This window comes from Streptomyces sp. DSM 120436, assembly GCF_055778765.1.
In genome coordinates, this window is sequence record NZ_JBSKBS010000001.1 from 1,459,395 (window position 1) to 1,480,529 (window position 21,135).

Sequence of the window (21,135 nt, forward strand, 5' to 3'; positions counted from 1 at the left end):
GCGCGGGCGGCGTGGGACGCGGGCGGAAAACTTCACGGCGGGTGTCATCCGGCGGGCGGAGGGCCGGGGTTTGTACGGGTGGAGAGGCGCCCTCCGTCCATCAGACCGCCTGGGCCCGCAAGGACCCGATGCCCACGAGGAGTTGCCCGTTCATGAAGCGGACACAGAAGTACCTGGCCGGTGCGGCCGTCACGGCCGCGGTGGCCGGCATGGCCACGGTGTCGTACGCGGCGCCCGCCACGGCGCCCCACGACGCGGCCGGCCGCGCGGCGCACTCCGCGACGGCGGACGCGGCGAGCACCCCGGCGGCCGCCAGGAAGCACGCCCCGACGCCCCGCATCGTCGCTCCCGGTGAGCGGGTGACCGGCGCACCCGGCTTCGAGCTGTGGCTGACGCCCGAGGGCATGCACTGGACGACGCCGGACATGCCCGAGGGCCAGTTCCGCAGCGTGGTCGACGGCAACATCGACCTGAGCAGCCCCGGCGTCTCCCTCCAGTACGAGGGCACCCCGGAGCGCGTGTACCTGTCCGGTCTGTACTACGGCGGCAAGGGCACGGCGTCGGTCGTCGAGATCGAGACGCGGGCCGGCACGGTGACCGGGAAGCTCATCGAGCTGCCCGGCCGGCCCGGCTGGGGCGTCTGGTACGCCACCGCCGTACCGGACGACAGCTCCTGGGACTTCGTCTCCGAGGTCACGGTCCGCGACACCAAGGGCCGCGTCCACGCCTCGCTGACGAGGCGCTGACCCCGCGCCGACCCCGCGGGCGGGGGACCGGCCGGTCCCCCGCCCCGGATCCCTCCCCCACATCCGACGCAGAGGAACCGGTCCGTGCCGCACGAGACATCCGCCGCCTTGCCGGAACACCCCGACTTCACCGCCTACGCGGGTGCGGCCTGGGCCCGTCTGGTGCGGACCGCCCTCCTGCTCACCGGGGACTTCCACGAGGCCGAGGACCTGGTGCAGACCACCCTGGCCAAGGTGTACGCACGCTGGGGACGCATCCCGCCCGACGACATCGACTTCTACGTCCGGCGCTCCCTGGTCAACAACAACATCAGCCGGACCCGCAGACGCCGGGTCACGCATCTGCTGATGCCGTTCCTGCCGGAGCGGGTGCACCAGCCGGACCAGGGCCACGCCGAGTCCGTCGAGCACCGGGCCGCGATCACCGAGGCCCTCGGCTCGCTGTCCACCCGGCAGCGGACGGTGCTGGTGCTGCGGTACTGGGAGGACCTGCCCGAGACCGCCATCGCCGAGGTGCTCAACTGTTCTCTCGGCACGGTGAAGACGCATGCGCGGCGCGGCCTCGAGGCCCTGCGCTCCCATTCCGCGTTCGCCGCCGCCGAGCGCTCGCACCCGATTCCCGGAGCCCGCCCATGAACCACCCCCACCCGGAAGCAGAACCGGACGCGGAGCCCGCCGGGACCGGACCGCTGCGCGAGGCGCTGGCCGCAGCCGCGTACGGCGTCACGCCGTCCCGGGCGCCGCTGGCCGCCGTGGAACGCCGTGGCCGGCTGATCCGCCGCAGGCGCCGCGCGACCGTGCTGGGCGCGGGCTGCGGCGTGCTGCTGGCGCCGCTGGCCTTCGTCGCGCTGCAGGGCACGGACGGCGGTGACCGGGTCACCCGTCCGGCCGCCACGGTGTCCGCCTCGCCCGCGCCCACGTCCTCGCCGAGCGTGCCCGCGCCGACGCCGCGCATCGTCGAGCCGGGCGAGCGGGTGACGGCGGCGCCGGGGTTCGTCCTGTGGCTGACGGAGGAGGGGAAGCACTGGACGACGCCGGACAACCCCGAGCCGCAGTTCCGCAGCGCGGTCGACGGCAACATCGACGGGACCCCTCCCGGAGTCTCGCTGCAGTCCGACGGGACGGACACCGGGGTGTTGCTCTCGGGCCTCTACTACGGCGGCGAGGGGACGGCGTCGGTCGTCGAGGTCGCGTCGGGGAACGGCCCGGTGCGCGGGAAGCTGCTGGAACTGCCCGGCCGCCCCGGCTGGGGCGTCTGGTACGCCGTCACCGACACCGGCGAGCCGGGCCCGGTCACCGTGCGCGACACCGAAGGCGGCGTCTACGCGCGGCTTCCCTGACGGGGGAGGGCGGCCCCGACACCTCCGCCGGGTGCCGGGGCCGCCCGCTTCCCTGCCCTTACTTGCTGACGGCGAACCGCATCAGGGCGTGCTCGTCGCCCTGCTTGATCTTGCCGGTCTCGTTGATCACCTGGAGCTTCCAGCTGTCGCCCACCTTCACGGCCTTGGCCACGGCGCATCCGTTGTCCTGGCTGAGCATGCTCGGCCAGATGTCGGCCACCTGCTGGCTGCTGCCGCCGGTCGCGTCGTAGACCTTGAAGCTGATGTTGCGGGCCTTCTGGAAGGAGCTGCCCTTCTTGTAGGCGGCCGCGACGAACACGATCCCGGTGATGGCGCCGGGCAGCCGGGAGAACTCGACGGTCACCGTCTCGTCGTCCCCGTCGCCGTGGCCGGTCTGGTTGTCGCCGCTGTGCAGGAGGGAGCCGTTGCCCATCGGGTCGGGCGAGTCCAGTCCGGCCATGCGCACCGGGTCGCCGCCCGACATGGCGATGGCGATCAGGTCGAGGTCCGTACCGGTCTTGCGGCGCAGCTTGCCGAGCACTCCGCCGCTGCTGCCGGCGGTGGGGTCCCAGGAGACACCGATGGACAGGTGCGTGACCCCGTCCAGGTCCGCGGGGCCGTCTTCCTTGGTCAGCGTGATCATGAACGAGCCATCCTTCGTCGACACGGGTACGGCCCCGAGTCTGCCTGGCGCCGCTCCATCCTGAACAGGCGGGTCTGCCCTGAAACGGGATCGTTGTGGACGCTCAGCGCACCGGGAAGCCGAAGGAGTAGCCCTCTTCCTCCAGCCAGGGCAGCACCTGGCGCAGCGCCTCGACGGTCTGGGCGCGGTCGCCGCCGGCGTCGTGGAAGAGGATCGTCGGACCGTTGGGCAGTTCCCGCCGCACGGTCTCGACGATGGCGTCCGCGCCCGGCTGCTCGAAGTCCTTGGTGTCCACGTTCCAGCCCAGCGGGCGCATGCCGCGGGAGGCGGCCACCGCACGGCTGTGGGGGGTGAACGCCCCGCCGGGCGCGCGGTAGTAGAGGGGACGGACGCCGCCGGACGCCTCGGTGATCATGCGTTCGGCGTCGAGGATCTCCTTCGACTGGTACGCCTCGGACTTCCGGTCCATGGCGGTGTCGTGCGAGACGGAGTGGTCGCACAGCAGGTGGCCCTCCGCGACGATCTCCTTCACCAGGCCGGGGTGGGCCTGCGCCTGGACGCCGGTCACGCAGAAGGTGGCCTTCACGCCCTGCTCGCGCAGCAGGTCCAGCACCTCGGGCGTCCAGCGCGGGTCGGGGCCGTCGTCGATGGTGATGTTCACGCCGCGCGGGCCCGCGTCGGAGGCGTGCGCGATGGCGGGGGAGACCCGCTGCACGGCGGCGGGCTTCGCGGACGCTCCGGCCCGGGCGGACCCGCCGTCCACGCCCTCGGCCTGGGCGGTGTACACCGAGGCGCCGACGGCCAGCATCGTCACCCCGAGGGCCGCCCCGGCCACCTTGCCGTACCAGCTCCGTCCACCGCTGTGCCGCGCCATGTCCCGCCCCCGTTTTCCCGCTGTCGTCCGTCGCCGTGTCCCAGAAATGCTGGGAACCACTGGGGAGGACGGAGGACGGACGCCCCCGGATGCGTCCGTTACCGATCACGGACCTGTCCGGGGACGTACGCGGACACAGCGACGGCGGGCGGACTCCGGCGCCCGCACGGACGGGGGCCCGGTCACCGCGGTGACCGGGCCCCCGGAGGGTGGTGCGGTGTCGAGGTGCGGCGCGTCACCATCGGTACCAGCGGCCGCGGCCACCGCCCGCGGTGGTGGAGCGCATGACGAAGCCGAGCAGCCAGACCACGAGGACCGCGATGGCGACCCACCACAGCACCTCGAGGGCGAAGCCCGCACCGAAGAGGATCAGGGCGAGAAGCAGAACCAGCAACAGGGGAACCATGGTTATCGACCTCCTGCCGCACCGTTTGCCCTCGGTTCGCACCCGCACACCTCACCTCGCCTCGTTTGTGAAGGAAGGGCGGGGGAACCCGGCGTCCACGACGCAGTGCCCGCACGCTACGAGGAGGCGTTTTCCGTGAGTGCCGGTGAGAAGGCCAAGGCGAAGACCGAGCAGGCACAGGGCAAGGCTAAGGAAGCCATGGGACGCGCCGCCGGGGACGAGCGCATGGAGGCGGAGGGCCGGGCGACGAAGAGCAAGGGCGACGCCCGCGAGGCCAAGGAGAAGACGAAGGACACGTTCAAGCACTGAGCTGCTTCGCTCCGCCCGCGTGGGGCTGCCCCGGCTGTACGGCGGGGCAGCCCCACGCGGGCGTTCGCGTCGGTGCGGCGGAGGCGGCAGTGGGGGCGGGGCGTCGCCTTCCGCCGCCGCCTCCTCCTTCCCGGCTCCACGCCCGCACCGGACGACGGCCGGCGAGGGCGACGGCCGGTCGTCGTGCGGCCGGTCGTCATGCCGGCGGCCCCGTGACGAGGTCGCCGTCCTCGTCGTACGGCCAGGCGTTGGCCACGCAGCCCTTCAGGCCCTTGATCTGCTGCATCATCACGGGCGCGAGCCGTCCCTCGCCCCCGCAGGTCATGTGGGAGTGGCCGAGGAAGTGGCCCATCTCGTGGTTGATGATCAGCGCCCGGTAGTCGTGGATCGGCCCGTCGAAGGTGGGCGAGCCCTCGACCCAGCGCCTGAGGTTCACCACCACCCCGTCCGGCACCTCGCAGTTGTACTCGCCCCCGGTGTCCTGCCGGATGCCCTTCCAGCACAGGGCGTCCGCCGTGGCGGGGGTCGCGATCTTGATCGAGAGGTCGTGCGGGGCGCCCGCGCCGACCAGGCGGAACGCGTTCTCGGGGTCGTGGGTCCAGCCGCGCGGGGCGGCGAGGATCTCGGCGATCTCCTCGGCCGCGTCGGACGGCGAGACGTCCAGCCCGTCCTCGACCTCCACGACGTACCGCAGGGGCCGGGACCCCTCGCCCACCGTCTCCCCGTCGGCCCGCGCGGTGACGAACACCCCGCTGCCCCGCTCCGGCACCTCGATCGTGGTGCTGGTCGCGGAGGGGGAGGGTGCCGTGGGCGTGGGGTCGGGGGACGGAGGGGGCGTGGGCGCGGCCCGGGGAGGCCGTGCGTCCGGTGCGCCCCGCCCGCCGCCCCCGCCCCGCAGTTCCGCCCGCAGGAACGCCGCCGCGGACAGCAGCGCGACCGCGAGCACGACGGTCAGCAGGACGCGGCCCCGTCTGCGGGGACGTACGCGGCGGTGGGAGGACGGCCGCCGTCCGCCGGTGCGGCGAGCGGCCGCGCGGCCGCCGGTGGAGCGAGCGGCCGTGCGGCCGCCGGTGGAGCGAGCGGCCGTGCGGCCGCCGGTGGGGGGTGCGGATTGCCTCTCTCGTACCGAACGCATGACAGGTCAATCTCGTCATCCCAGTTGATCACCCCGAGTCCGCGAGGTCACGGAACGGTAACGGCGGTCGGGTGTCCGGCGGCTCGGGGCGGCCGGACCCGCCGGGCGCCCGGACCCGCCGTACACCCGCCCTGCCTACACTGCCGCAATGCCACGGATCCTGATCGTCGAGGACGACTCCACCGTGCGGCAGGCCGTGCGCCTGGGCCTGCGGCACCAGGGGCACGAGGTCGTCGCGGTGGAGACGGGCGAGGAGGGGCTGGCACAGCTCCGCGCCGCCCGGCCGGACGTCGTCGTGCTCGACCTGATGCTGCCCGGCATGTCCGGCCTGGACGTGTGCCGCCTGATCAGGGAGCGCGACCAGGTGCCGATCATCATGGTCACGGCCCGGGGCGACGACATCGATGTCGTCCTGGGCCTCGAGACGGGCGCGGACGACTACGTCGTGAAGCCCGTGCAGGCGCGGGTCCTCGACGCGCGCATACGCGCCGTCCTGCGCCGGCACGACGCGTCCCCGCCGGACGGCGCCCGGCCCCGGCCGGAGACGCACGGCGACCTGGTCGTCGACCGCGCCGGGCTGGTGGTGACCCACCGGGGCGAGCCCGTCACCCTCGCCCCCTCCGAACTGCGCCTGCTGCTCACCCTGTCCGCGTCCCCGGGCCAGGTGTTCAGCCGCCAGCAACTGCTGGAAGCGGTCTGGGAGCACGGCTACCACGGCGACATACGCCTGGTGGACTCCTGCGTGAAGCGCCTGCGCAACAAGCTCGGCGAGGGCGGGAACCCGCGCTACGTGCAGACCGTCCGCGGCTTCGGCTACCGCTTCGGCACCGGCCGCTCGTGACCGGTGACCCGTCCGCGGGGCCGCGGAGCACCCCGGACCCGGCGCCGCCCGCCGGACCCCGCCGCCTCTTCCGCGCCGTGGTGTCCCGCGTCCCCCTGCCCCTCCGCGGCCTGCGCTCCCGCCTCCTGATCTCGTTCGTCCTGGTCGCCATGGCCAGCTCCCTGGGCACCGGCGCCCTCGCCTTCCGGGAGGCGCGCACGGGGGTGCTCCAGCAGAGCCAGGACTCCGTCATCAACCGCTTCCGCGCGAGCGTCAGCGCCGTCGCGCCCGCCATCCCGCACCCCCCCGCCGCGTCGGACCTCCAGCGGGCGGCCGACCAGGTGATCCGCGCGAACCCGTCGTCGGGCTGGCGGGTCATGGCCACCTACGGCGACCGGCGCGCGTACGCCCCCACGCCCCGCTTCACCCGGCCCAGCCGCGAGATGCTCCGCTCCGTGCGGACGCGGCGCGCGGCGGTGTTCCAGCGGGTGAACGCCGACGGCAGTCCGCGTCTCCTCGTCGGCATGCCCGTGACGTACGCGACGGACGACGACATGGTGCAGCGGCTCTCCGGGGTGGTGATGTACCTGGAGGTGCCGCAGACCGCGGAAGCGGGGTACGTCGAGGCGATGGTCAGCGGCATCGAGCGGGCCACCCTGGTGGCCCTGTGCCTCGCCGTCGTCCTGGCCCTGCTGGCCGCGAGCGGCGTGCTGCGCCCCGTGCGGGCCCTGCGCGGGGCGACGCGCAAGATGGCCGCGGGCCGTCTCGACGTCCGGCTGAAGGTCACCGGCTCCGACGAACTGGCCGAGCTGTCCCGCTCCTTCAACGAGACGGCCGCCGAACTGGAGCGGACGGTGGCCGAGTTGCGCCGCCTGGAGGCGCGGGGCCGCCGCTTCGTGGCGGACGTCTCCCACGAGCTGCGGACCCCGCTGGCGGCGATGACGGCGGTCACCGACGTACTGGACCAGCGGGTGGAGGGCGAGACGGGCGAGGCGCTGCGGCTCGTCAGCGAGGGCACGCGGCGGCTGAGCGTGCTGGTCGACGACCTGATGGAGATCTCCCGCTTCGACGCGGGGGCGGCGCGGCTCAACCGCGACGACATCGACCTCGCCGAGTCCGTCCGGCGCACGGTCGCTGCCCGCTGGCGCCCGGAGGAGGTCGAACTGCGGCTGCCCGCACCGGGCGGACTCCGCGCCCGCGTCGACCCGCGCCGGCTCGACCTGGTGACCGCCAACCTGGTCGGCAACGCCCTGCGCCACGGCGAACCGCCGGTCCGGGTGACGCTGGAGGCGCGGGACGGCCGGGCCGTCCTCGAGGTGACCGACGACGGCCCGGGCATCCCGGAGGAGGCGCTGCCGCACATCTTCGACCGCTTCTACAAGGCGAGCACGTCACGGGCGAGGAGCAGGAACGGAAGCGGGGACGGGGGCGGGGACGGGGGCGGAGACAGGGACAGCAGCGGCCTCGGCCTGGCCATCACGGCGGAGAACGTCCGCCTCCACGGCGGCCGCATCCACGCGGCCAACCGCCCCGGCGGCGGAGCCGTCTTCACGGTCGAACTCCCCCTGGACCTGAGCGAGGACGACGGAGGCACGGAGTGAGGCTCACGCCGGGACCGGTCATGACGCGCATGGGGCTCGCAGGGCTCGCGGGGCTCACGGCGCTGACGGGGTGCGGTGTCCCGGCGTCCGACGTCATCGAGGCGGGCGCCCCGGCGAGCGGCATGCCGGGTCCCCCTCCGACGGGCCCGGCCGTCGTCCCCCTCTTCTTCCTGGCCGACGGCGAGCTGACGGCGTACGGCCGCCCGGTCGCCGAGGCGGGCGACCTGGCCTCGGCGGTCCGCCTCCTCTTCGAGGGCCCGAACGATAAGGAGAGGGCGGCGTCGGTGACGACGGACCTCCCGCGCCTGACGAGCGCCCCCTCGGTGACGGTGACCGACGGCGCCACGGTCAGGGTCACCCTCCCGGACACCCCTACGCCGGTGTCCCGCACGGCCCTCCTGCAACTGACCTGCACGGTCCGCCACGCCTCCCCGCCGGCCCCCACCGCGGTCCCCCGCACGTCGGGCGCCCCCGAGGAGGCCGGCCCTCCTCCCGCCCTCACCCTCCGGGTGACCGGGACGTCCTGGACGATGACGTCCTCCACGACGGACTGCCTGCCGGAGCCGTCGAAGCCGCCGATCGAGACCGGAGCGGGGGACCTGTTCCACGGGAGTGCGGGTGGGGGCGGCGACTGAGCACCTACACCACAGTGGTACATGGGCTACCGTTGGTACATGTCCATGAAGCGCACGAACGTCTACGCCGACCCCGAGGACCTGGCGATCATCAAGGAGGCTGCCAAGCGCCGGGGCGTCAGCGAGGCCGAGATCATCCGGCAGGGGATCCACCTGGCCGCCATGGCGAACCGTGTCTGGGACGAGCCGCTGTTCTCCCGCACGGTGGAGGGCCGGGGGCGCACGCCGTCGAAGGCTGAGGTGCGCGACACGGTCGCCGACGCCGTCCGCCGTGAGTCCGCCGCGGATCCCGGGACCGCCGCGTGATCATCCTCGTCGCCGACACGTCGGGTCTGCTCGCCGCTCTCGACTCGACGCACCCGGAGCACCAGGCGGCGAACGAGGCCATCATGGCGGCGGGCCTTCTGGTGATGTCCCCGCTGCTGCTGGCGGAGCTCGATCACGTGGCCACGCGGGAGTTCGGACGCGAGGCGGCCGTCGGTGCGGTCGACGACCTGAGGCGCTGGATGGGCCGGGGCCGGGTCGTCCTGCCCGAGATCACGGAGGACCACCTGGCCGCCGCGCAGTCCGTCCGGGCCCGTTACGGTGCACTCGACCTGGACCTCGCCGACGCGGTGAACGTCGCCCTCGCCGCCGACTACGACACGGACGCGGTCCTCACCCTCGACCGCCGCGACTTCCGGGCCGTACGCCCGTTGAGCCGGCACAAGGCCTTCCGGGTGCTGCCGGACGACCTCCCGCTCTGAGCCGGACGCCCCGGCACCTTCAGTCTCTTGTTCCGCACCCCACCACCGCCGTCCTCGTCGGACCATGTGCCGGCGATGCCCGCTGATGCCTGCTCAGCGACGGGCGTGAAGAGGGTCAGGAGTGCTCGGAGTGGACCGAAGTGGCCGACTGTCACAACTTCTTCACATCAACATCATCGTATGAACACCTTAGGTAAGCTCCGGATGCTCCATTCGCACCACTGAGGGGGGAACCTCATGATCATCCGGCGCACCGTGACCGCTGCCGCCACCACCGCGGCCGTCGCCGCGCTCGCCCTCACGGCGGCCGTGCCGGCGCACGCCGCCGAGTACTCCTCGGCGCTCAAGATCAAGGGCGTGCAGTACGACGCCCCTGGACGGGACTCCAACAAGTGCTCCGGCGGGAACACGAAGAACGAGTACCTGACGATCAAGAACTACTCGAAGAAGTCGAAGGTGAACCTGAAGGGCTACAAGGTCAAGGACCGGGCCGGCAACACCTTCGTCTTCAGGGCCAACCACATCCTCGAGCCGGGCGACTACGTCCACCTGCGCGGAGGCCGGGGCACCGACTCGGACGGCAAGAACGTCGTGTACCGCCAGAACTGCAACTTCCTCTGGAACAACGACAAGGACACGATCTACTTCTACAAGCCGGGTGGCAAGCCGGCCGACATCCACGCCTACACCAAGAAGGCGCACGACAAGGACGGCAACGGCTACATCAAGTACCACGGCTGATCGCGGACGCCCGGACGCCCGGACGCCCGGCCCGGCACGGGAGGGCCCGGGGCATCGGCCCCGGCCCCTCCCCGCCGCACGGACCTAGGCACGCCCCGTCACGGCGACGGCCTCCCGCGCGCCCGGCCCTCCCGTCCCCTCCTCCGGACGCCGCCCGCAGCGGACCAGCGCCACGCCCCGCGCGACGACGACCGCGCCCGCCGCCAGCGCCCCGGCCCCCGCGCACACCGCCAGCGCCGGCCAGGCATGGGCCGCCTGTGCCAACGTCCCGGCCCGGAACATCAACAGGCCCACCAGCGTGCCCAGCTGCGCGAAGAACAGCACCGGCAGCACCAGCGGCGCCACCCGCAGAACGGTCCGCCACCACGGCCGCCCCGCCCTGCGCCGCGCCCACCTCCCCGCCCGCAGCACCCCGCGGCCACCGAGCCCCGCCGCCCCCGCCGTCAGCACCGCCAGCACCCAGTCCGCCGTCATCGAGAACGGCTTCTCCACCTTGGGCTCGACGCCCCGCGCGAGGTCCACGAGCCCCTGCGTGATCCGCTCGGCGTCGTCCCCGGCGAGCATCCCGGTGTTGGCGGCCACCGCGATGCCGACACCGCTGTCCGGCAGCAGGGTCGACGTGGCGTTGTGGGTGAGGAGCTGGCCGTTGTGCCGGATCACCTCGGTGCCGGCGTCGTCCCGGTGCCGCCACCACCCCATCGCGTACTCGGTGTCTCCTGGAGTCTCCGGCGGGGTGTGCGTCAGCGCGACGGTGCGGGCCGTGGCGACCCGGCGCCCCTCCGCCGACACGCCCCCGCCGTTCTGGGCGATCAGCCACCGCGCCAGGTCGTCGGCCGTGGTGACGACCCCGTGGCCCCCCGCCGCGAACCACCGCGGATGCGGGCGGGTGAACACGGTGCCGTAGGCACGGACGTACCCCCGCGCGCCGTCGGGCATCTCGCTCGTCGTGTCGACGGACACGGTGTCCCTCATCCCCAGCGGCCGGAACACCTCCGCGGACAGGTACTCCGCGAACGGCCGGCCGCTCACCACCTCCACCAGCCGTGCCGCGACGAAGTAGTTGGGGTTGTGATAGCGGTACCGGCTGCCGGGATCGGCGGAGAGCGGCGCTCCCCTCATCGCGGCGACGGCCTCCTTCAGTGTGTGCGGCTGCGCCCGCGTGAGGTCCGGGTACGCGAAGTCGTCCATCCCGGAGGTCTGCGTCAGGAGCTGCCGCACGGTGATCTCCCGGTGGCGCCCGTCGGCCATGACGAACTCCGGCAGACGCCGGACGACCGGCTGGTCCAGTTCCACCTCCCCCGCCTCGACGAGCCGCATGACGGCCAGCGCGGTCATCGCCTTCGACAGCGACGCGACGGGCACCCGCGTCCGCTCGGTCATGTCCCGCCCGGACGCGGTGCGCCCGTACCCGGCCGTGCGCACGACCCGGTCGCCCTTCGTCACGGCCACCACCGCACCCGGCAGCCCGGTCCGCTCCAGGTAGTCGTCGAGGAACCGGTCGATGGAGGCCGCGTCCAGCACGGCGCCGGGGGACGCCGGAGAGGCGGAGGCCGAGGGGGTGACACCGGCGGCGACGGCGGCCGCGACGCCGAGCGCGGCCAGCACCGTGGCGCACCGACGACGCCCGCCGCCGAGAACAGAGGTCAGCTTCATGCCGCCCAGTGCACCGCCCCCCACCCCTCCGGCACACGGGCGCGCACGCCACTCCCGGAGGTAGTGCACGCACTACTGTCCCGAGCCCACCGCCCCGCTAGGTTCGACGGATGCGACACCGAACCGCCTGGCAGGCGCTGGGCCAGAACCCGCTGAAGGTGCTCGGCTCCGGCTGGCCGTGGCGCTCGCTCGCGTACCTCCTGACGGGCGTCGTCCTCGGTGCCGTGACCGTCACGGTGCTCCTCGTGGCGCTCGTCGCGGGCGTCGTCTCGCTGGTGGTGCTGGTCGGCGCACCGATCCTGCTCGCCGTCGCCCTGTCCGGCGTCGCCGTCACCCGCTTCGAGCGCCGGCGCCTGCGCCTGGTGGACCTCGACCCCGTACCCGACCCGCACCGTGCTCCCGACGCCCCGGGCCTCACCGCCTGGGTACGGACCCGGCTGCGCGAGCCGGCGACCTGGCGTGAACTGGGCTTCACGGTGGTGTCGGCGACGGCGCTGTGGTGGGTGGACCTCCTCGTCCTGGCCTTCGCCCTCGCCGTCCCGGTCCTCCTGATCCTGACGCCCGTCGACGACCCCGGCGCCTGGCCGGTGGCGGTGGCCGGTGTGGGCCTGCTCGCCGCCGCGCCCTACACGATCACCGCCTGGACCGGCGCCCGCGCGGCCGTCACCCGCCTCATGCTGGCGCCCCGCGACGACGAACTGGGCCGCGAACTCACCGACGTACGAGCCTCCCGCGCCCGCCTCGTCGACGCCTTCGACGCCGAACGGCGCCGCATCGAGCGCGACTTGCACGACGGGGCGCAGCAACGGCTGGTCTCCCTCAACGTGATGCTCGGCCTGGCCGCGCTCGACGCCGCACCGCACTCACCGGTGGCGGCGCGTCTGGCCGAGGCGCAGGAACAGGTCGCGCTCGCGGTCGAGGAACTGCGCGAACTCAGCCGCGGCGTCCACCCGAAGTCGCTGACCGACCAGGGCCTGGCCGCGGCGGTCGAGAACCTGGCGGCACGCTCCGCCCTGCCCGTCACGGTCGACATACGCCTGCCGCACCGGCTCCCGCCGTCCGTGGAGACGGCCGCGTACTTCGTGGTCGCGGAGGCGCTGACCAACGCGGTGAAGCACAGCGGGGCGAGCGGGGCGGAGGTGCATGCGCGCCTGCACACCGACGTACTGACGCTGTCGGTCGGCGACGACGGCGTCGGCGGCGCCGAACCGTCCGCCGGCACCGGTCTCCTGGGCCTGGCCGACCGCATCGCCGCGGCGAACGGAAGATTCCGTGTGTCGAGCCCCCAGGGCGGGCCTACCCTGCTGCACGTGGAGCTGCCGTGCCGCTGACCGTTGTACTCGCCGAGGACTCCCCGCTGATGCGGGACGGCCTGGTCGGCGTGCTCACCCGCTTCGGCCACCAGGTCCCGGCCGCCGTCGGCGACGCGGACGCCCTGACCGCCGCCGTCCGGGAACACCGCCCGGACATCGTCGTCACCGACGTCCGCATGCCGCCGGACCACACGGACGACGGCCTGCGCGCCGCGGTCGCCCTGCGCCGCGAACACCCCCGCCTGCCGGTCCTCGTCCTCAGCCAGTACATCGAGCAGTCCTACGCCGCCCACCTGCTCGACCTGGGCAGCGACAGCGGGGTCGGCTACCTGCTCAAGGACCGGGTCAGCGCGGTGAGCGAGTTCGCCGACGCGGTCACCCAGGTCGCGGCGGGCGCGACGGTCGTCGACCCGGAGGTGGTGCGCCAGCTGCTCAACCGCCGCCGCGACCCCCTGCGACGCCTCACCCCGCGCGAGCGCGAGGTCCTCGCCCTGATGGCCGAGGGCCGCACCAACACGGCCATCGCCCGCGAGCTGTACGTCACCGAGGCGGCGGTCAACAAGCACGTCGGCAACATCCTGCAGAAACTCGACCTCCACCTCGACGGCCACACCCACCGCCGCGTCCTCGCGGTCCTCACCTACCTGCGGGCCTGACCGCCGGCCGGACCGGGAACGGTGCTCGTGCTTTCACCCCGGAGACAGGTCTGTGGACCCGGGAATGTTGGTGACGTATTCTTCTATGTACATCACCAACATTCCAGGGAAGGTGCGGCATGGCCGTGACCCAGATCGACATCGACGACGACGCCCTGGAGCGTGCCATGGCTCTGGCCCGCGTCCGTACCAAGAAGGAGGCCGTCAATCTCGCTCTGAACTTCTACGCCGACCAGCAGGAGCGTGCGGCGCGCATCAGCCGCCACTTCGAACGTGCTCGTGAGTGGGGTGCGGTCGAGGACGCCGAGCGACTGCACAGGGCGGAGAAGCACAGCCGGTGATCTACCTGCTCGACACGTCCGGCCTGGTCCGGCTGCTCCGTGATCCGAAACTGCAATCGGCCTGGCATGACGCGATCGATGCCAGGGCCATCGCATCCTGCCACGTACAACGCACCGAGTTCCTGTACAACGCCCGGAACCGTCGCGAGTACGACGAGATCGCGGAAATGTTCTCCGACCTCTACCCCGATGCGGCGGTGCCGAAGAACGCGGGGCGCTGGATCAGCGCGGTACAACACCGCATGGCCCAGGCCGGAGAGCATCGCAGTGCCTCGGCAGTGGACCTGGTCATCGCAGCCACTGCCGCCCACCACGGGCTGACCGTCCTTCACGATGACGCCGACTACGGCACTGTCGCCCGGCACGCGTCCGACCTGGCCGAACACAACATCCGCGACGTCGTCTGAGCACACCGCCCCGTGTCGAACGGAAACTCGGGGTTGTCGGTCCCGCATGACACCGTGCCGTCATGACGACAACGACGGAGCTCACCCTCTTCGCCGACTACTTCCAGATACACGTCTCCGATGCGGACTCGGACGGAGATCTGAGCGACGCGTGGACGGACCGGGCCGTTGCCGATCACCTCGCGGTTGCGCGGGACGCGCTGGGGGTCGGCACGGCGGTCAACGTCAACGTGTCCGTCATGGTCGCCGTGCTGCTCCAGGAACCGAGTGACGACAGCCCGGAATTCGATCACGTGGTCGAGGCCGGCCTCGATGTGCCGTCGGGCCGCCTGATGGTCCACGGTTGCACGGATTACGCCCCCGATGCGGCTACGTTCGAGGTCCCGCCGGGCTGGAACCGTGTCCGCGTGTCCCGGAGCAACCTGGCCCAGGCGGTCCAGGCCGGCATCGACTCCGACGAGAGCCCCGAGACCATCGAGAAGATCCGCATCCAGGTGTGGCCGGCCCCGGAACTTCCGGCAGAGGTCATCAAGCGGTGGCCGTGACCCGGCAACCCGGTTCTACGCTCTGACGATGGGTGCAGACGGCACGGGAACCGACGCCTGTGGGCGCCTGCCCCCTGGAGGCCGGCGGGCGCCTGCTGGAGATCAGCAACGCCCTGAACGGGGAGGAATGAGAGCCGCACCGCGCTTCTCCCGGCCGACCCCACCGTGTGCACCGCCCGCACGTGAGCGTAGCGGCCGACGGACGTGCCGAGCCACGGAGTTCCCCGCTCCCGCCCCGTCCGCCGACGACCCACCCACCGGGGAGCGGGTGACGAGAGCCGAACTCGCGCTCCCAGTCAGGGAAATGACGGCGCCAAGACAGACCCCGTGGATCCGACCGACAGGGACAGCCGTACTTCGAGGCGGCACCGAGGCGACCGGCGGCGGCAGCACCACGAACCCGTATGTCGTGTCCTCCACCGCCAGTTGTAAGGACGTACGGCCCTGCGTCTCCACCGGCCCGGTCCCGGACCACGCCCCGGCGACCGGTGTGACCGGTGCGCATATCTCGCCTCAGCCCGGCAGCACGAGGGAAATGGACTCGGACGGTGGCCTGTTCGTACCGCCGACGCCCTTCGCTTGTGCGGAGGTGCGCGGCTGTGTCACGGCGGATCCGGGTAGGGAACACGTACACCACCCGGACGGGGTGGTGCCGCTGACCGCGGAGGAGTACGTGCGGAAGACCGCCGAGTTCGACGCGCAAGGCAAGACCAAGGACCAGGCGGTCCGCGAGGCGCTGTCGGCGCTCGGGACGCCTGAGGAGACGGCGGCGCGGCTGGGTGGCTGCACTCCGCCCGCCGACGACGAGGACGACGACGAGACCGGCGGCGGCGAGCCGCCGGATCTCAAGGGCGGTGACTGATGGCCTGGTGCCCTTTCGTGAAGAAGATGGAGCTCCAGCCGGAGAGCGACCAGCAGCAGGCGATCCGGCCGACACAGCTCATCGTGCACAGCATCGTCGCGCCGTGGACGCCTGAACGGACGTACGAGTACTGGCGGGACTCGACCAACCTCGAATCGCACTTCGGGGTCGGGTACGACGGGTCGGCAGCGCAGTACATCGGTACGGAGACGCGGGCGGACGCGAACGCGGGCGCGAACCGGCGGCCGGACGGCACCGGCGCGGTGAGCATCGAGACGGCGTCGAACACGTCCGCCTCCGACGCGTGGACGGACGCGCAGATCGACACGATCGCCCGGATCGCGGTGTGGATGCACGAGCGGCACGGCATGCCGTTGAAGGTGTGCACCAGCCACAGCGCGCCGGGCATCGGCTACCACCGCATGTTCCCGCAGTGGTCGACCGGCGGCACGCAGTGTCCCGGCCCCGCCCGCATACGCCAGTTCACCGACGTACTCATGCCGCGGATCCTCAAGCTCGCCGCCGGCCAGAGTGAGAAGGACGACGAGATGCCCAGCTATGTGAACCTCGGTCTGGACAAGCCGTACCAGCTCAGGCCGGGGGTCTGGGACGCGATCGAGTTCACGAAGGAGTGGACCGACGAACTCAACCACCACCCGGACGACAACAGCGTCTTCGTGCGGGGGCCGGCCCGGTTCACCGGCACGCTCTCCCTGGGCTTCGACGACCTCCCGGCCGGGGAGGTCGTGCAGGTCCGCGCGTACGAGGCGGAGGGGGCGGAGATCACCGCCTATCACCCGATCGACGAGGTGGTCGGGAACGCGGGCGGCACCGCGCACGTCCTGCCGATCACGCAGCGGGTCCGGAGGAACCGGGCGATGCGGGTGCGGCTGAAGAACCTGTCGGGCCGGACCGTCACCGTCAGCAGTGCGGTGCTGTCGGCCCTCGTGTGGAAGGAGTGACCGCGCTTGCGAGTCGAGGACGACCGAGCGGATCTGGTTACGCCGAGGAGGACGACCGGGAGTTTCGCGTTCTGATCCGTGGCTCTGGCCGGGCCGGTCAGCAACGGCCGGTCCGGCCGCCCCGGGGCCCGGCGAGGGCTACCGGCCGGGGGCCGGCTGCTGGGGTGGTGGTACGGCTCCGTTGTACTGCCTCCAGTCCGGAGACCCCATCGAGCGCATGCGGGCGCCCCGTACGCGCCCACACCTCAAAGAGAACGGCGAATCTCGCATGCGCGTCCCCATGCGTCTGGTCCCCCTGGGCCTGCTCGCCGTCGCTGGTGCGATGGCCTCGACGGCTCCTGCCACTGCGGTGGTTGATCCCGTCTCCGCACTCGTCTGCCTGGCCGGTGCTCCCGGCAGTCTCCTCGATCCCACCGACGCGACGGCCCTCACCGTGCCTGAGGTCCCCCTGACGGGGCGCCTTGCTGATGTCGGCCAGTCAGGGTGAATCTTGGTGAAGTCTCTGAAGGGCCCGGAGTGACGGCTGTGTCTCGTGCTGTGCGAGGTATGCGGAGGGGGCGGGCCGACCGGCCGCGGGTGAGGCTGGAATCGGCCTGTCAGTGGCACCGACTGTGGCGGGACGACGGTCGTGAGGCCCTGGCTTCCCGTGGCTCGGGTGGCCACGCCGGCCGGCCGGAAGTTCCCTGTCTCCTGCGGCGTCTCGGGTGCGACGAGGCCGATGCACCGGATGGGGCCTTAACGCAGGGCGTGGCGGACCTTCAAGCGTCCGTATCCCATGGCCCCGGAGATCCGAATCGTCGGCCCGCCCGGCCGGGAACGCCGCGGGACCTTGTAGCGCAGGTCCTTCCATCCCGTGCTCAGACCTTCGATGTCGACCACCGCGTCACGAGGCACCGTGATCCTGGCCCCACCGGTTCCCAGTCGCAGCTCCATGTCGACCACCGGGTGCTCGATGATCGCCCGGGACAGGTCCAGGCGCACCCTTCCGTATGCCGAATCGACCTTGAGGACACGAGGCACCCGCCACGCGCCACGCCGCTTGATCCGTCCACCGGCGGCGGCGATCGTGGCCTTGCTTCCCGGTTGCTCCTCCGGGAGCCGGGCCAGAACGGGCGCGAGTTCGCTTGGGGTCCTGGCGCTGAGCACCTGGTGAAGGTACTCGTCCAACACCTCGTGTGCGATGAGTCCTTCCGCGTACGCCTTCTGCAGGCGTCGCACGGCTGCCTCGCGGTCCTCTTCGCCGATCAGCGACGGCGATTCTTCCGGTAAGGAGGTCACGGGTTCACCGTACTGCCGAGTCGGCGAAGTGAACCCGTCAAGAGGGCTTGGAGGGCGGGGTGCCTCCTGCCCCGCAAACCCCCCTTCGTGCGGGGCCCGCCGGGTCTCCAGCACCTCGCGCAGCGCGGTGCTGGAGGTGTCCCTCCTGGTGCTGGTGCCGAGAGCCCTGGCCACGTCCGCCGACAGTCGCCCGGCGCCCGCCGCGCTGTTCCGCGCGGCGGGACAGGACCTCCGGAGCAGGGAAGCGCGCTTACGGGAGAACGAGGTCGCGGCCGGGCCCGCCTTCGAGGACGTCCCTTCCGCCGCCACCGCAGACGATGTCGTCACCGCCTTCGCCGTCCAGTGTGTCGTTGCCGGAGCCGCCGAGGAGGATGTCACGGCCGTCCCCGCCCCTGGCGTGGTCGTCGCCGGGGCCGGCGTGCACGGTGTCGTCACCGCCGTAGCCCTCGATCACGTCATCGCCCCGGCCGCCCCACATCCGCTGGTCGCCGCCGTCGCCCATCAGGTGGTCCGTGCCGTCACCGCCGTGCAGGACGGCGGGTCCCATGACCATGTCGTCCCCCGCGCCGCCCAGCACCGTGCGTGCGGTGTGGGCGTGCAGTTCGTCGTCGCCGGTGCCGCCGCTGACGGTGCCGATCCCGGGGGTGAAGGCGGCGATCTTGTCGTTGCCGTCACCGAGTAAGACGTCGATCCTGTCGGGCCGGGGACTGTCGGCGGGCAGTTCGCAGACGACGGAGGTGGTGTCCCCGGCCCTGGAGTACGCGCAGTGGTCGCCCGGTTCGAGCGGAACCACGTCGCTGAAACCGATCCGCCGGATCCCGTCGCTGGTGTACATGGAGAATACGTTCAGGTTGTTGACCTGCCCCGCGGCGGCGGTGAAGAGGATCGACTGGGTCGCCCAGTCGGCTCCGACGCGGGCCTTCGCCTCGGTGGCGGTGGCGACGGCTGCCGGGCCGACGGCGAGGCCGGCGGTGAACAGGGTGACGGCGACCGCGCTGACGGCGGCTCGGTTTCGGTTCATGAGACCTCGTCTCGGTGGGGTGACGGTGGGCCGACCTGTTCGACGTGGTGCCGACGGGCACCGGGCGGCCCCGATCGTGAGGGCAGTCTTCCCTGCTGCTCCGGATCCGCAAGACCGCGAAGTGACCCGGCAACGTGGTGAGTTGCTGTCCTTCCGGAGTGCTGGTGGGGCTTCTCCGGTCAGGCATGTCACCGGTGGCGCCGCGGCAGGTGCCGCCGGCCGGCGTCCGGCTCGGCCCGGGGGAGCCGATCGACACGGCCGACGGTCGGAATCACCCGGGGGAGCGGAAGACGGCTGCCCGGATGCGGGCGGAGGGCTCGGCGGGGGGACCGCCGTCAGTCACGGAAGCGCACCGTCGGGACCGGGGACCCCGCGTGTGGTGGAACTGGGCCGCCCGCACGCCGGGACCAGGGCCGGTCGCCATGCCGCGAACGCGCCTCCCCGACACCTCCCCGCCACCTCCCCGACACCGCTCCGCGGATCGTTCCAGGCCGCATCCTCGCGTTCCGGTCCGGGAACGGTCCTGACTCCCCGGCTTACGGCAGATTGTCTGATCGCCACCCCTCCCTGTAACCAACTCCGCCCGCTCCATTGACATTTCACTCAGCTGTCCTACCGTTGGGAGCGCTCCCATCACAGCTCGCGACTGGAAGGAGTTCCCCCCACATGAGCAAACGGACTTCGTCAACCGGACGTTCGCGGCCGCTCCTCCGCCGGCCTCTCCAGGTGTTCGTCATGCTGTTCGCCGTAGTCGTCGGAGCGCTGACCTGGTCGGCCCCCGCCCAGGCTCACGGCACCATCGTCGGCCCCGCCTCCCGCGCCTACCAGTGCTGGAAAACGTGGGGCAGCAACCACATGAGCCCGGCCATGCAGACCGAAGACCCCATGTGCTGGCAGGCCTTCCAGGCCAACCCCGACACCATGTGGAACTGGATGAGCGCGCTCCGCGACGGCCTCGGCGGCCAGTTCCAGGCGCGGACCCCCGACGGGACGCTCTGCAGCAACAACCTCTCGAGGAACGACAGCCTGAACAGGCCCGGGCCGTGGAAGACCACCACCGTCGGCAACAACTTCTCGGTCCACCTGTACGACCAGGCGTCCCACGGTGCCGACTACTTCAAGGTCTACATCAGCAAGCAGGGTTTCGACCCCAAGACCCAGACCCTGGGCTGGGGCAACCTCGACTTCATCACGCAGACCGGCAGCTTCGCCCCGGCGCAGAACATCACGTTCCCCGTCCAGACCTCCGGCTACACCGGACACCACGTCCTGTTCGTGATCTGGCAGGCCTCGCACATCGACCAGGCCTACATGTGGTGCAGCGACGTGAACTTCGGCTGAGCCGGGAAGCGCCGCACACGGCAACGGCCCCGGTCGGGCGCCGGTGACCCGCCGCCCGACCTGCCGGCCGAGCTCCGTCGGGACAGGGGACCCCTCCGGTCACCCTGCCCCGACGGGGCTTCCCGCGCTCCTGGCACTGTGACCGGGAACCCTTGCCGGACCGACCTCGTCGTGCCGGATGCCTGGACGGCGTGCGGCAGGAAGCGGGTACGGCATCACCGGTGAGGGACGGCCCGTCGGCTGACCGAGCAGGAGGGGCAAAAGCCGCGGCAGGCCGGCGTCACAAGCGGCGCGGCCCTGCGACTCAGGGCACACCGCCGCCGGATTGGACCAGGCAAGAAGGGAATCCCCGGGTCGATGACCCGGGGGTTTCGCAGGGAGCGGGCGACGAGAATCGAACTCGCGCTCTCAGCTTGGGAAGCGACGGCGCTTGGGTGGTACCGGGCCTGTGACCTGTGGTTTCACCGTGCACGGCCGGCGGTGCAGGTGCCGGGAATCGCCGCTGCAGACCGTGGTTGTCCGTCCGTACGGGCACGCGAAGGGCACACGGCTCAGCGGCCTGCCGGGGAGCGGCCCAGGTGGCCTGAAGCAGCGGTTACCTGTTGCCCTGGAGGGCGGCCGTAAGTGCCCGGTTGCGACTGCGCATGGCCGATCGTCTGGGACGCCTCTCGCCTCAGCCTCACCTCGTTCGAGCCGCTGTTTCTCGGGAGCGACGCTGTATCGCTGGCGTGCGGCCCGATCTGAGGTTACGGTTATTTCA

25 protein-coding genes are annotated in these 21,135 nt (G+C 72.1%); 18 read left to right on the forward strand and 7 right to left on the reverse strand.

Annotated features, from left to right (window positions below; translation table 11 throughout):
* Positions 1 to 152: 152 nt before the first annotated feature.
* From ACWH4W_RS06685 to ACWH4W_RS06695, 3 genes are all read left to right on the forward strand, one after another.
* On the forward strand, positions 153 to 746 hold the full coding sequence (locus ACWH4W_RS06685; protein ID WP_473074879.1) for a hypothetical protein: 594 nt from the start codon (positions 153 to 155) through the stop codon (positions 744 to 746).
* Between the two features lie 84 nt (positions 747 to 830).
* A complete protein-coding gene (locus ACWH4W_RS06690) occupies positions 831 to 1,382 on the forward strand; it encodes a SigE family RNA polymerase sigma factor (RefSeq protein ID WP_473074880.1) in 552 nt (183 codons plus the stop codon).
* The gene (locus ACWH4W_RS06695) at positions 1,379 to 2,086 is read left to right on the forward strand and encodes a hypothetical protein (protein WP_473074881.1); all 708 of its coding nucleotides are present in this window, start codon (positions 1,379 to 1,381) and stop codon (positions 2,084 to 2,086) included. Before ACWH4W_RS06690 ends, ACWH4W_RS06695 begins: the two co-directional genes overlap by 4 nt.
* Before the next feature lie 58 nt (positions 2,087 to 2,144).
* Here the strand turns inward: ACWH4W_RS06695 and ACWH4W_RS06700 are convergent, their stop codons facing one another.
* The 3 genes from ACWH4W_RS06700 to ACWH4W_RS06710 all read right to left on the reverse strand — a co-directional run bounded on the left by ACWH4W_RS06700 (position 2,145) and on the right by ACWH4W_RS06710 (position 4,009).
* Entirely contained in the window at positions 2,145 to 2,729 is a 585-nt protein-coding gene (locus ACWH4W_RS06700) for a TerD family protein (RefSeq protein ID WP_473074882.1), read from the reverse strand.
* A 103-nt stretch (positions 2,730 to 2,832) separates the two neighbouring features.
* Complete coding sequence (locus ACWH4W_RS06705) at positions 2,833 to 3,603, reverse strand: polysaccharide deacetylase family protein (protein ID WP_473074883.1); 771 nt, start codon at positions 3,601 to 3,603, stop codon at positions 2,833 to 2,835.
* Positions 3,604 to 3,838: 235 nt separating this feature from the next.
* A complete protein-coding gene (locus ACWH4W_RS06710) occupies positions 3,839 to 4,009 on the reverse strand; it encodes a hydrophobic protein (RefSeq protein WP_473074884.1) in 171 nt (56 codons plus the stop codon).
* Positions 4,010 to 4,144: 135 nt separating this feature from the next.
* On the opposite strand from ACWH4W_RS06710, the gene ACWH4W_RS06715 reads away from it, so the two are divergent.
* The gene (locus tag ACWH4W_RS06715; protein WP_473074885.1) at positions 4,145 to 4,318 is read left to right on the forward strand and encodes a CsbD family protein; all 174 of its coding nucleotides are present in this window, start codon (positions 4,145 to 4,147) and stop codon (positions 4,316 to 4,318) included.
* A 196-nt stretch (positions 4,319 to 4,514) separates the two neighbouring features.
* On the opposite strand, the gene ACWH4W_RS06720 is transcribed toward ACWH4W_RS06715, so the two are convergent.
* A complete protein-coding gene (locus ACWH4W_RS06720) occupies positions 4,515 to 5,453 on the reverse strand; it encodes a DUF3152 domain-containing protein (RefSeq protein WP_473074886.1) in 939 nt (312 codons plus the stop codon).
* A gap of 148 nt (positions 5,454 to 5,601) precedes the next feature.
* On the opposite strand from ACWH4W_RS06720, the gene ACWH4W_RS06725 reads away from it, so the two are divergent.
* From ACWH4W_RS06725 to ACWH4W_RS06750, 6 genes are all read left to right on the forward strand, one after another.
* Complete coding sequence (locus ACWH4W_RS06725; protein ID WP_473074887.1) at positions 5,602 to 6,294, forward strand: response regulator; 693 nt, start codon at positions 5,602 to 5,604, stop codon at positions 6,292 to 6,294.
* A 77-nt stretch (positions 6,295 to 6,371) separates the two neighbouring features.
* Positions 6,372 to 7,874: a sensor histidine kinase gene (locus ACWH4W_RS06730; RefSeq protein WP_473077433.1), complete on the forward strand. Its 1,503-nt coding sequence runs from the start codon at positions 6,372 to 6,374 to the stop codon at positions 7,872 to 7,874.
* Between the two features lie 20 nt (positions 7,875 to 7,894).
* The gene (locus tag ACWH4W_RS06735) at positions 7,895 to 8,509 is read left to right on the forward strand and encodes a GerMN domain-containing protein (RefSeq protein ID WP_473074888.1); all 615 of its coding nucleotides are present in this window, start codon (positions 7,895 to 7,897) and stop codon (positions 8,507 to 8,509) included.
* Positions 8,510 to 8,548: 39 nt separating this feature from the next.
* On the forward strand, positions 8,549 to 8,815 hold the full coding sequence (locus tag ACWH4W_RS06740) for a ribbon-helix-helix domain-containing protein (protein ID WP_473074889.1): 267 nt from the start codon (positions 8,549 to 8,551) through the stop codon (positions 8,813 to 8,815).
* A complete protein-coding gene (locus ACWH4W_RS06745) occupies positions 8,812 to 9,255 on the forward strand; it encodes a PIN domain-containing protein (RefSeq protein WP_473074890.1) in 444 nt (147 codons plus the stop codon). Before ACWH4W_RS06740 ends, ACWH4W_RS06745 begins: the two co-directional genes overlap by 4 nt.
* A 237-nt stretch (positions 9,256 to 9,492) precedes the next feature.
* Entirely contained in the window at positions 9,493 to 9,996 is a 504-nt protein-coding gene (locus tag ACWH4W_RS06750) for a lamin tail domain-containing protein (protein WP_473074891.1), read from the forward strand.
* Positions 9,997 to 10,080: 84 nt separating this feature from the next.
* On the opposite strand, the gene ACWH4W_RS06755 is transcribed toward ACWH4W_RS06750, so the two are convergent.
* Complete coding sequence (locus ACWH4W_RS06755) at positions 10,081 to 11,649, reverse strand: serine hydrolase domain-containing protein (RefSeq protein ID WP_473074892.1); 1,569 nt, start codon at positions 11,647 to 11,649, stop codon at positions 10,081 to 10,083.
* A gap of 110 nt (positions 11,650 to 11,759) precedes the next feature.
* Between ACWH4W_RS06755 and ACWH4W_RS06760 the strand changes: the two genes are divergently transcribed.
* From ACWH4W_RS06760 to ACWH4W_RS06790, 7 genes are all read left to right on the forward strand, one after another.
* The gene (locus tag ACWH4W_RS06760; protein ID WP_473074893.1) at positions 11,760 to 12,980 is read left to right on the forward strand and encodes a sensor histidine kinase; all 1,221 of its coding nucleotides are present in this window, start codon (positions 11,760 to 11,762) and stop codon (positions 12,978 to 12,980) included.
* A complete protein-coding gene (locus tag ACWH4W_RS06765) occupies positions 12,971 to 13,618 on the forward strand; it encodes a response regulator (RefSeq protein ID WP_473074894.1) in 648 nt (215 codons plus the stop codon). The genes ACWH4W_RS06760 and ACWH4W_RS06765 overlap by 10 nt, the downstream gene beginning before the upstream one ends.
* A 119-nt stretch (positions 13,619 to 13,737) precedes the next feature.
* Positions 13,738 to 13,959 (forward strand): type II toxin-antitoxin system VapB family antitoxin, encoded by a 222-nt coding sequence (locus ACWH4W_RS06770; RefSeq protein ID WP_473074895.1) that lies wholly within the window; start codon positions 13,738 to 13,740, stop codon positions 13,957 to 13,959.
* Complete coding sequence (locus tag ACWH4W_RS06775; protein ID WP_473074896.1) at positions 13,956 to 14,366, forward strand: PIN domain-containing protein; 411 nt, start codon at positions 13,956 to 13,958, stop codon at positions 14,364 to 14,366. Before ACWH4W_RS06770 ends, ACWH4W_RS06775 begins: the two co-directional genes overlap by 4 nt.
* Positions 14,367 to 14,428: 62 nt before the next feature.
* A complete protein-coding gene (locus ACWH4W_RS06780) occupies positions 14,429 to 14,911 on the forward strand; it encodes a hypothetical protein (RefSeq protein ID WP_473074897.1) in 483 nt (160 codons plus the stop codon).
* A 535-nt stretch (positions 14,912 to 15,446) separates the two neighbouring features.
* Positions 15,447 to 15,773: a hypothetical protein gene (locus ACWH4W_RS06785; protein ID WP_473074898.1), complete on the forward strand. Its 327-nt coding sequence runs from the start codon at positions 15,447 to 15,449 to the stop codon at positions 15,771 to 15,773.
* A gap of 26 nt (positions 15,774 to 15,799) precedes the next feature.
* Complete coding sequence (locus ACWH4W_RS06790) at positions 15,800 to 16,735, forward strand: peptidoglycan recognition protein family protein (protein ID WP_473077434.1); 936 nt, start codon at positions 15,800 to 15,802, stop codon at positions 16,733 to 16,735.
* 735 nt (positions 16,736 to 17,470) lie between these two features.
* On the opposite strand, the gene ACWH4W_RS06795 is transcribed toward ACWH4W_RS06790, so the two are convergent.
* Both ACWH4W_RS06795 and ACWH4W_RS06800 read right to left on the reverse strand, forming a co-directional pair.
* Positions 17,471 to 18,013, reverse strand: coding sequence for a DUF1707 SHOCT-like domain-containing protein (locus tag ACWH4W_RS06795; RefSeq protein WP_473074899.1), 543 nt, complete (start codon positions 18,011 to 18,013; stop codon positions 17,471 to 17,473).
* Positions 18,014 to 18,263: 250 nt separating this feature from the next.
* Positions 18,264 to 19,034: a calcium-binding protein gene (locus ACWH4W_RS06800; RefSeq protein ID WP_473074900.1), complete on the reverse strand. Its 771-nt coding sequence runs from the start codon at positions 19,032 to 19,034 to the stop codon at positions 18,264 to 18,266.
* Positions 19,035 to 19,700: 666 nt separating this feature from the next.
* On the opposite strand from ACWH4W_RS06800, the gene ACWH4W_RS06805 reads away from it, so the two are divergent.
* A complete protein-coding gene (locus ACWH4W_RS06805) occupies positions 19,701 to 20,375 on the forward strand; it encodes a lytic polysaccharide monooxygenase auxiliary activity family 9 protein (RefSeq protein ID WP_473074901.1) in 675 nt (224 codons plus the stop codon).
* The last annotated feature ends 760 nt before the right edge of the window (positions 20,376 to 21,135 follow it).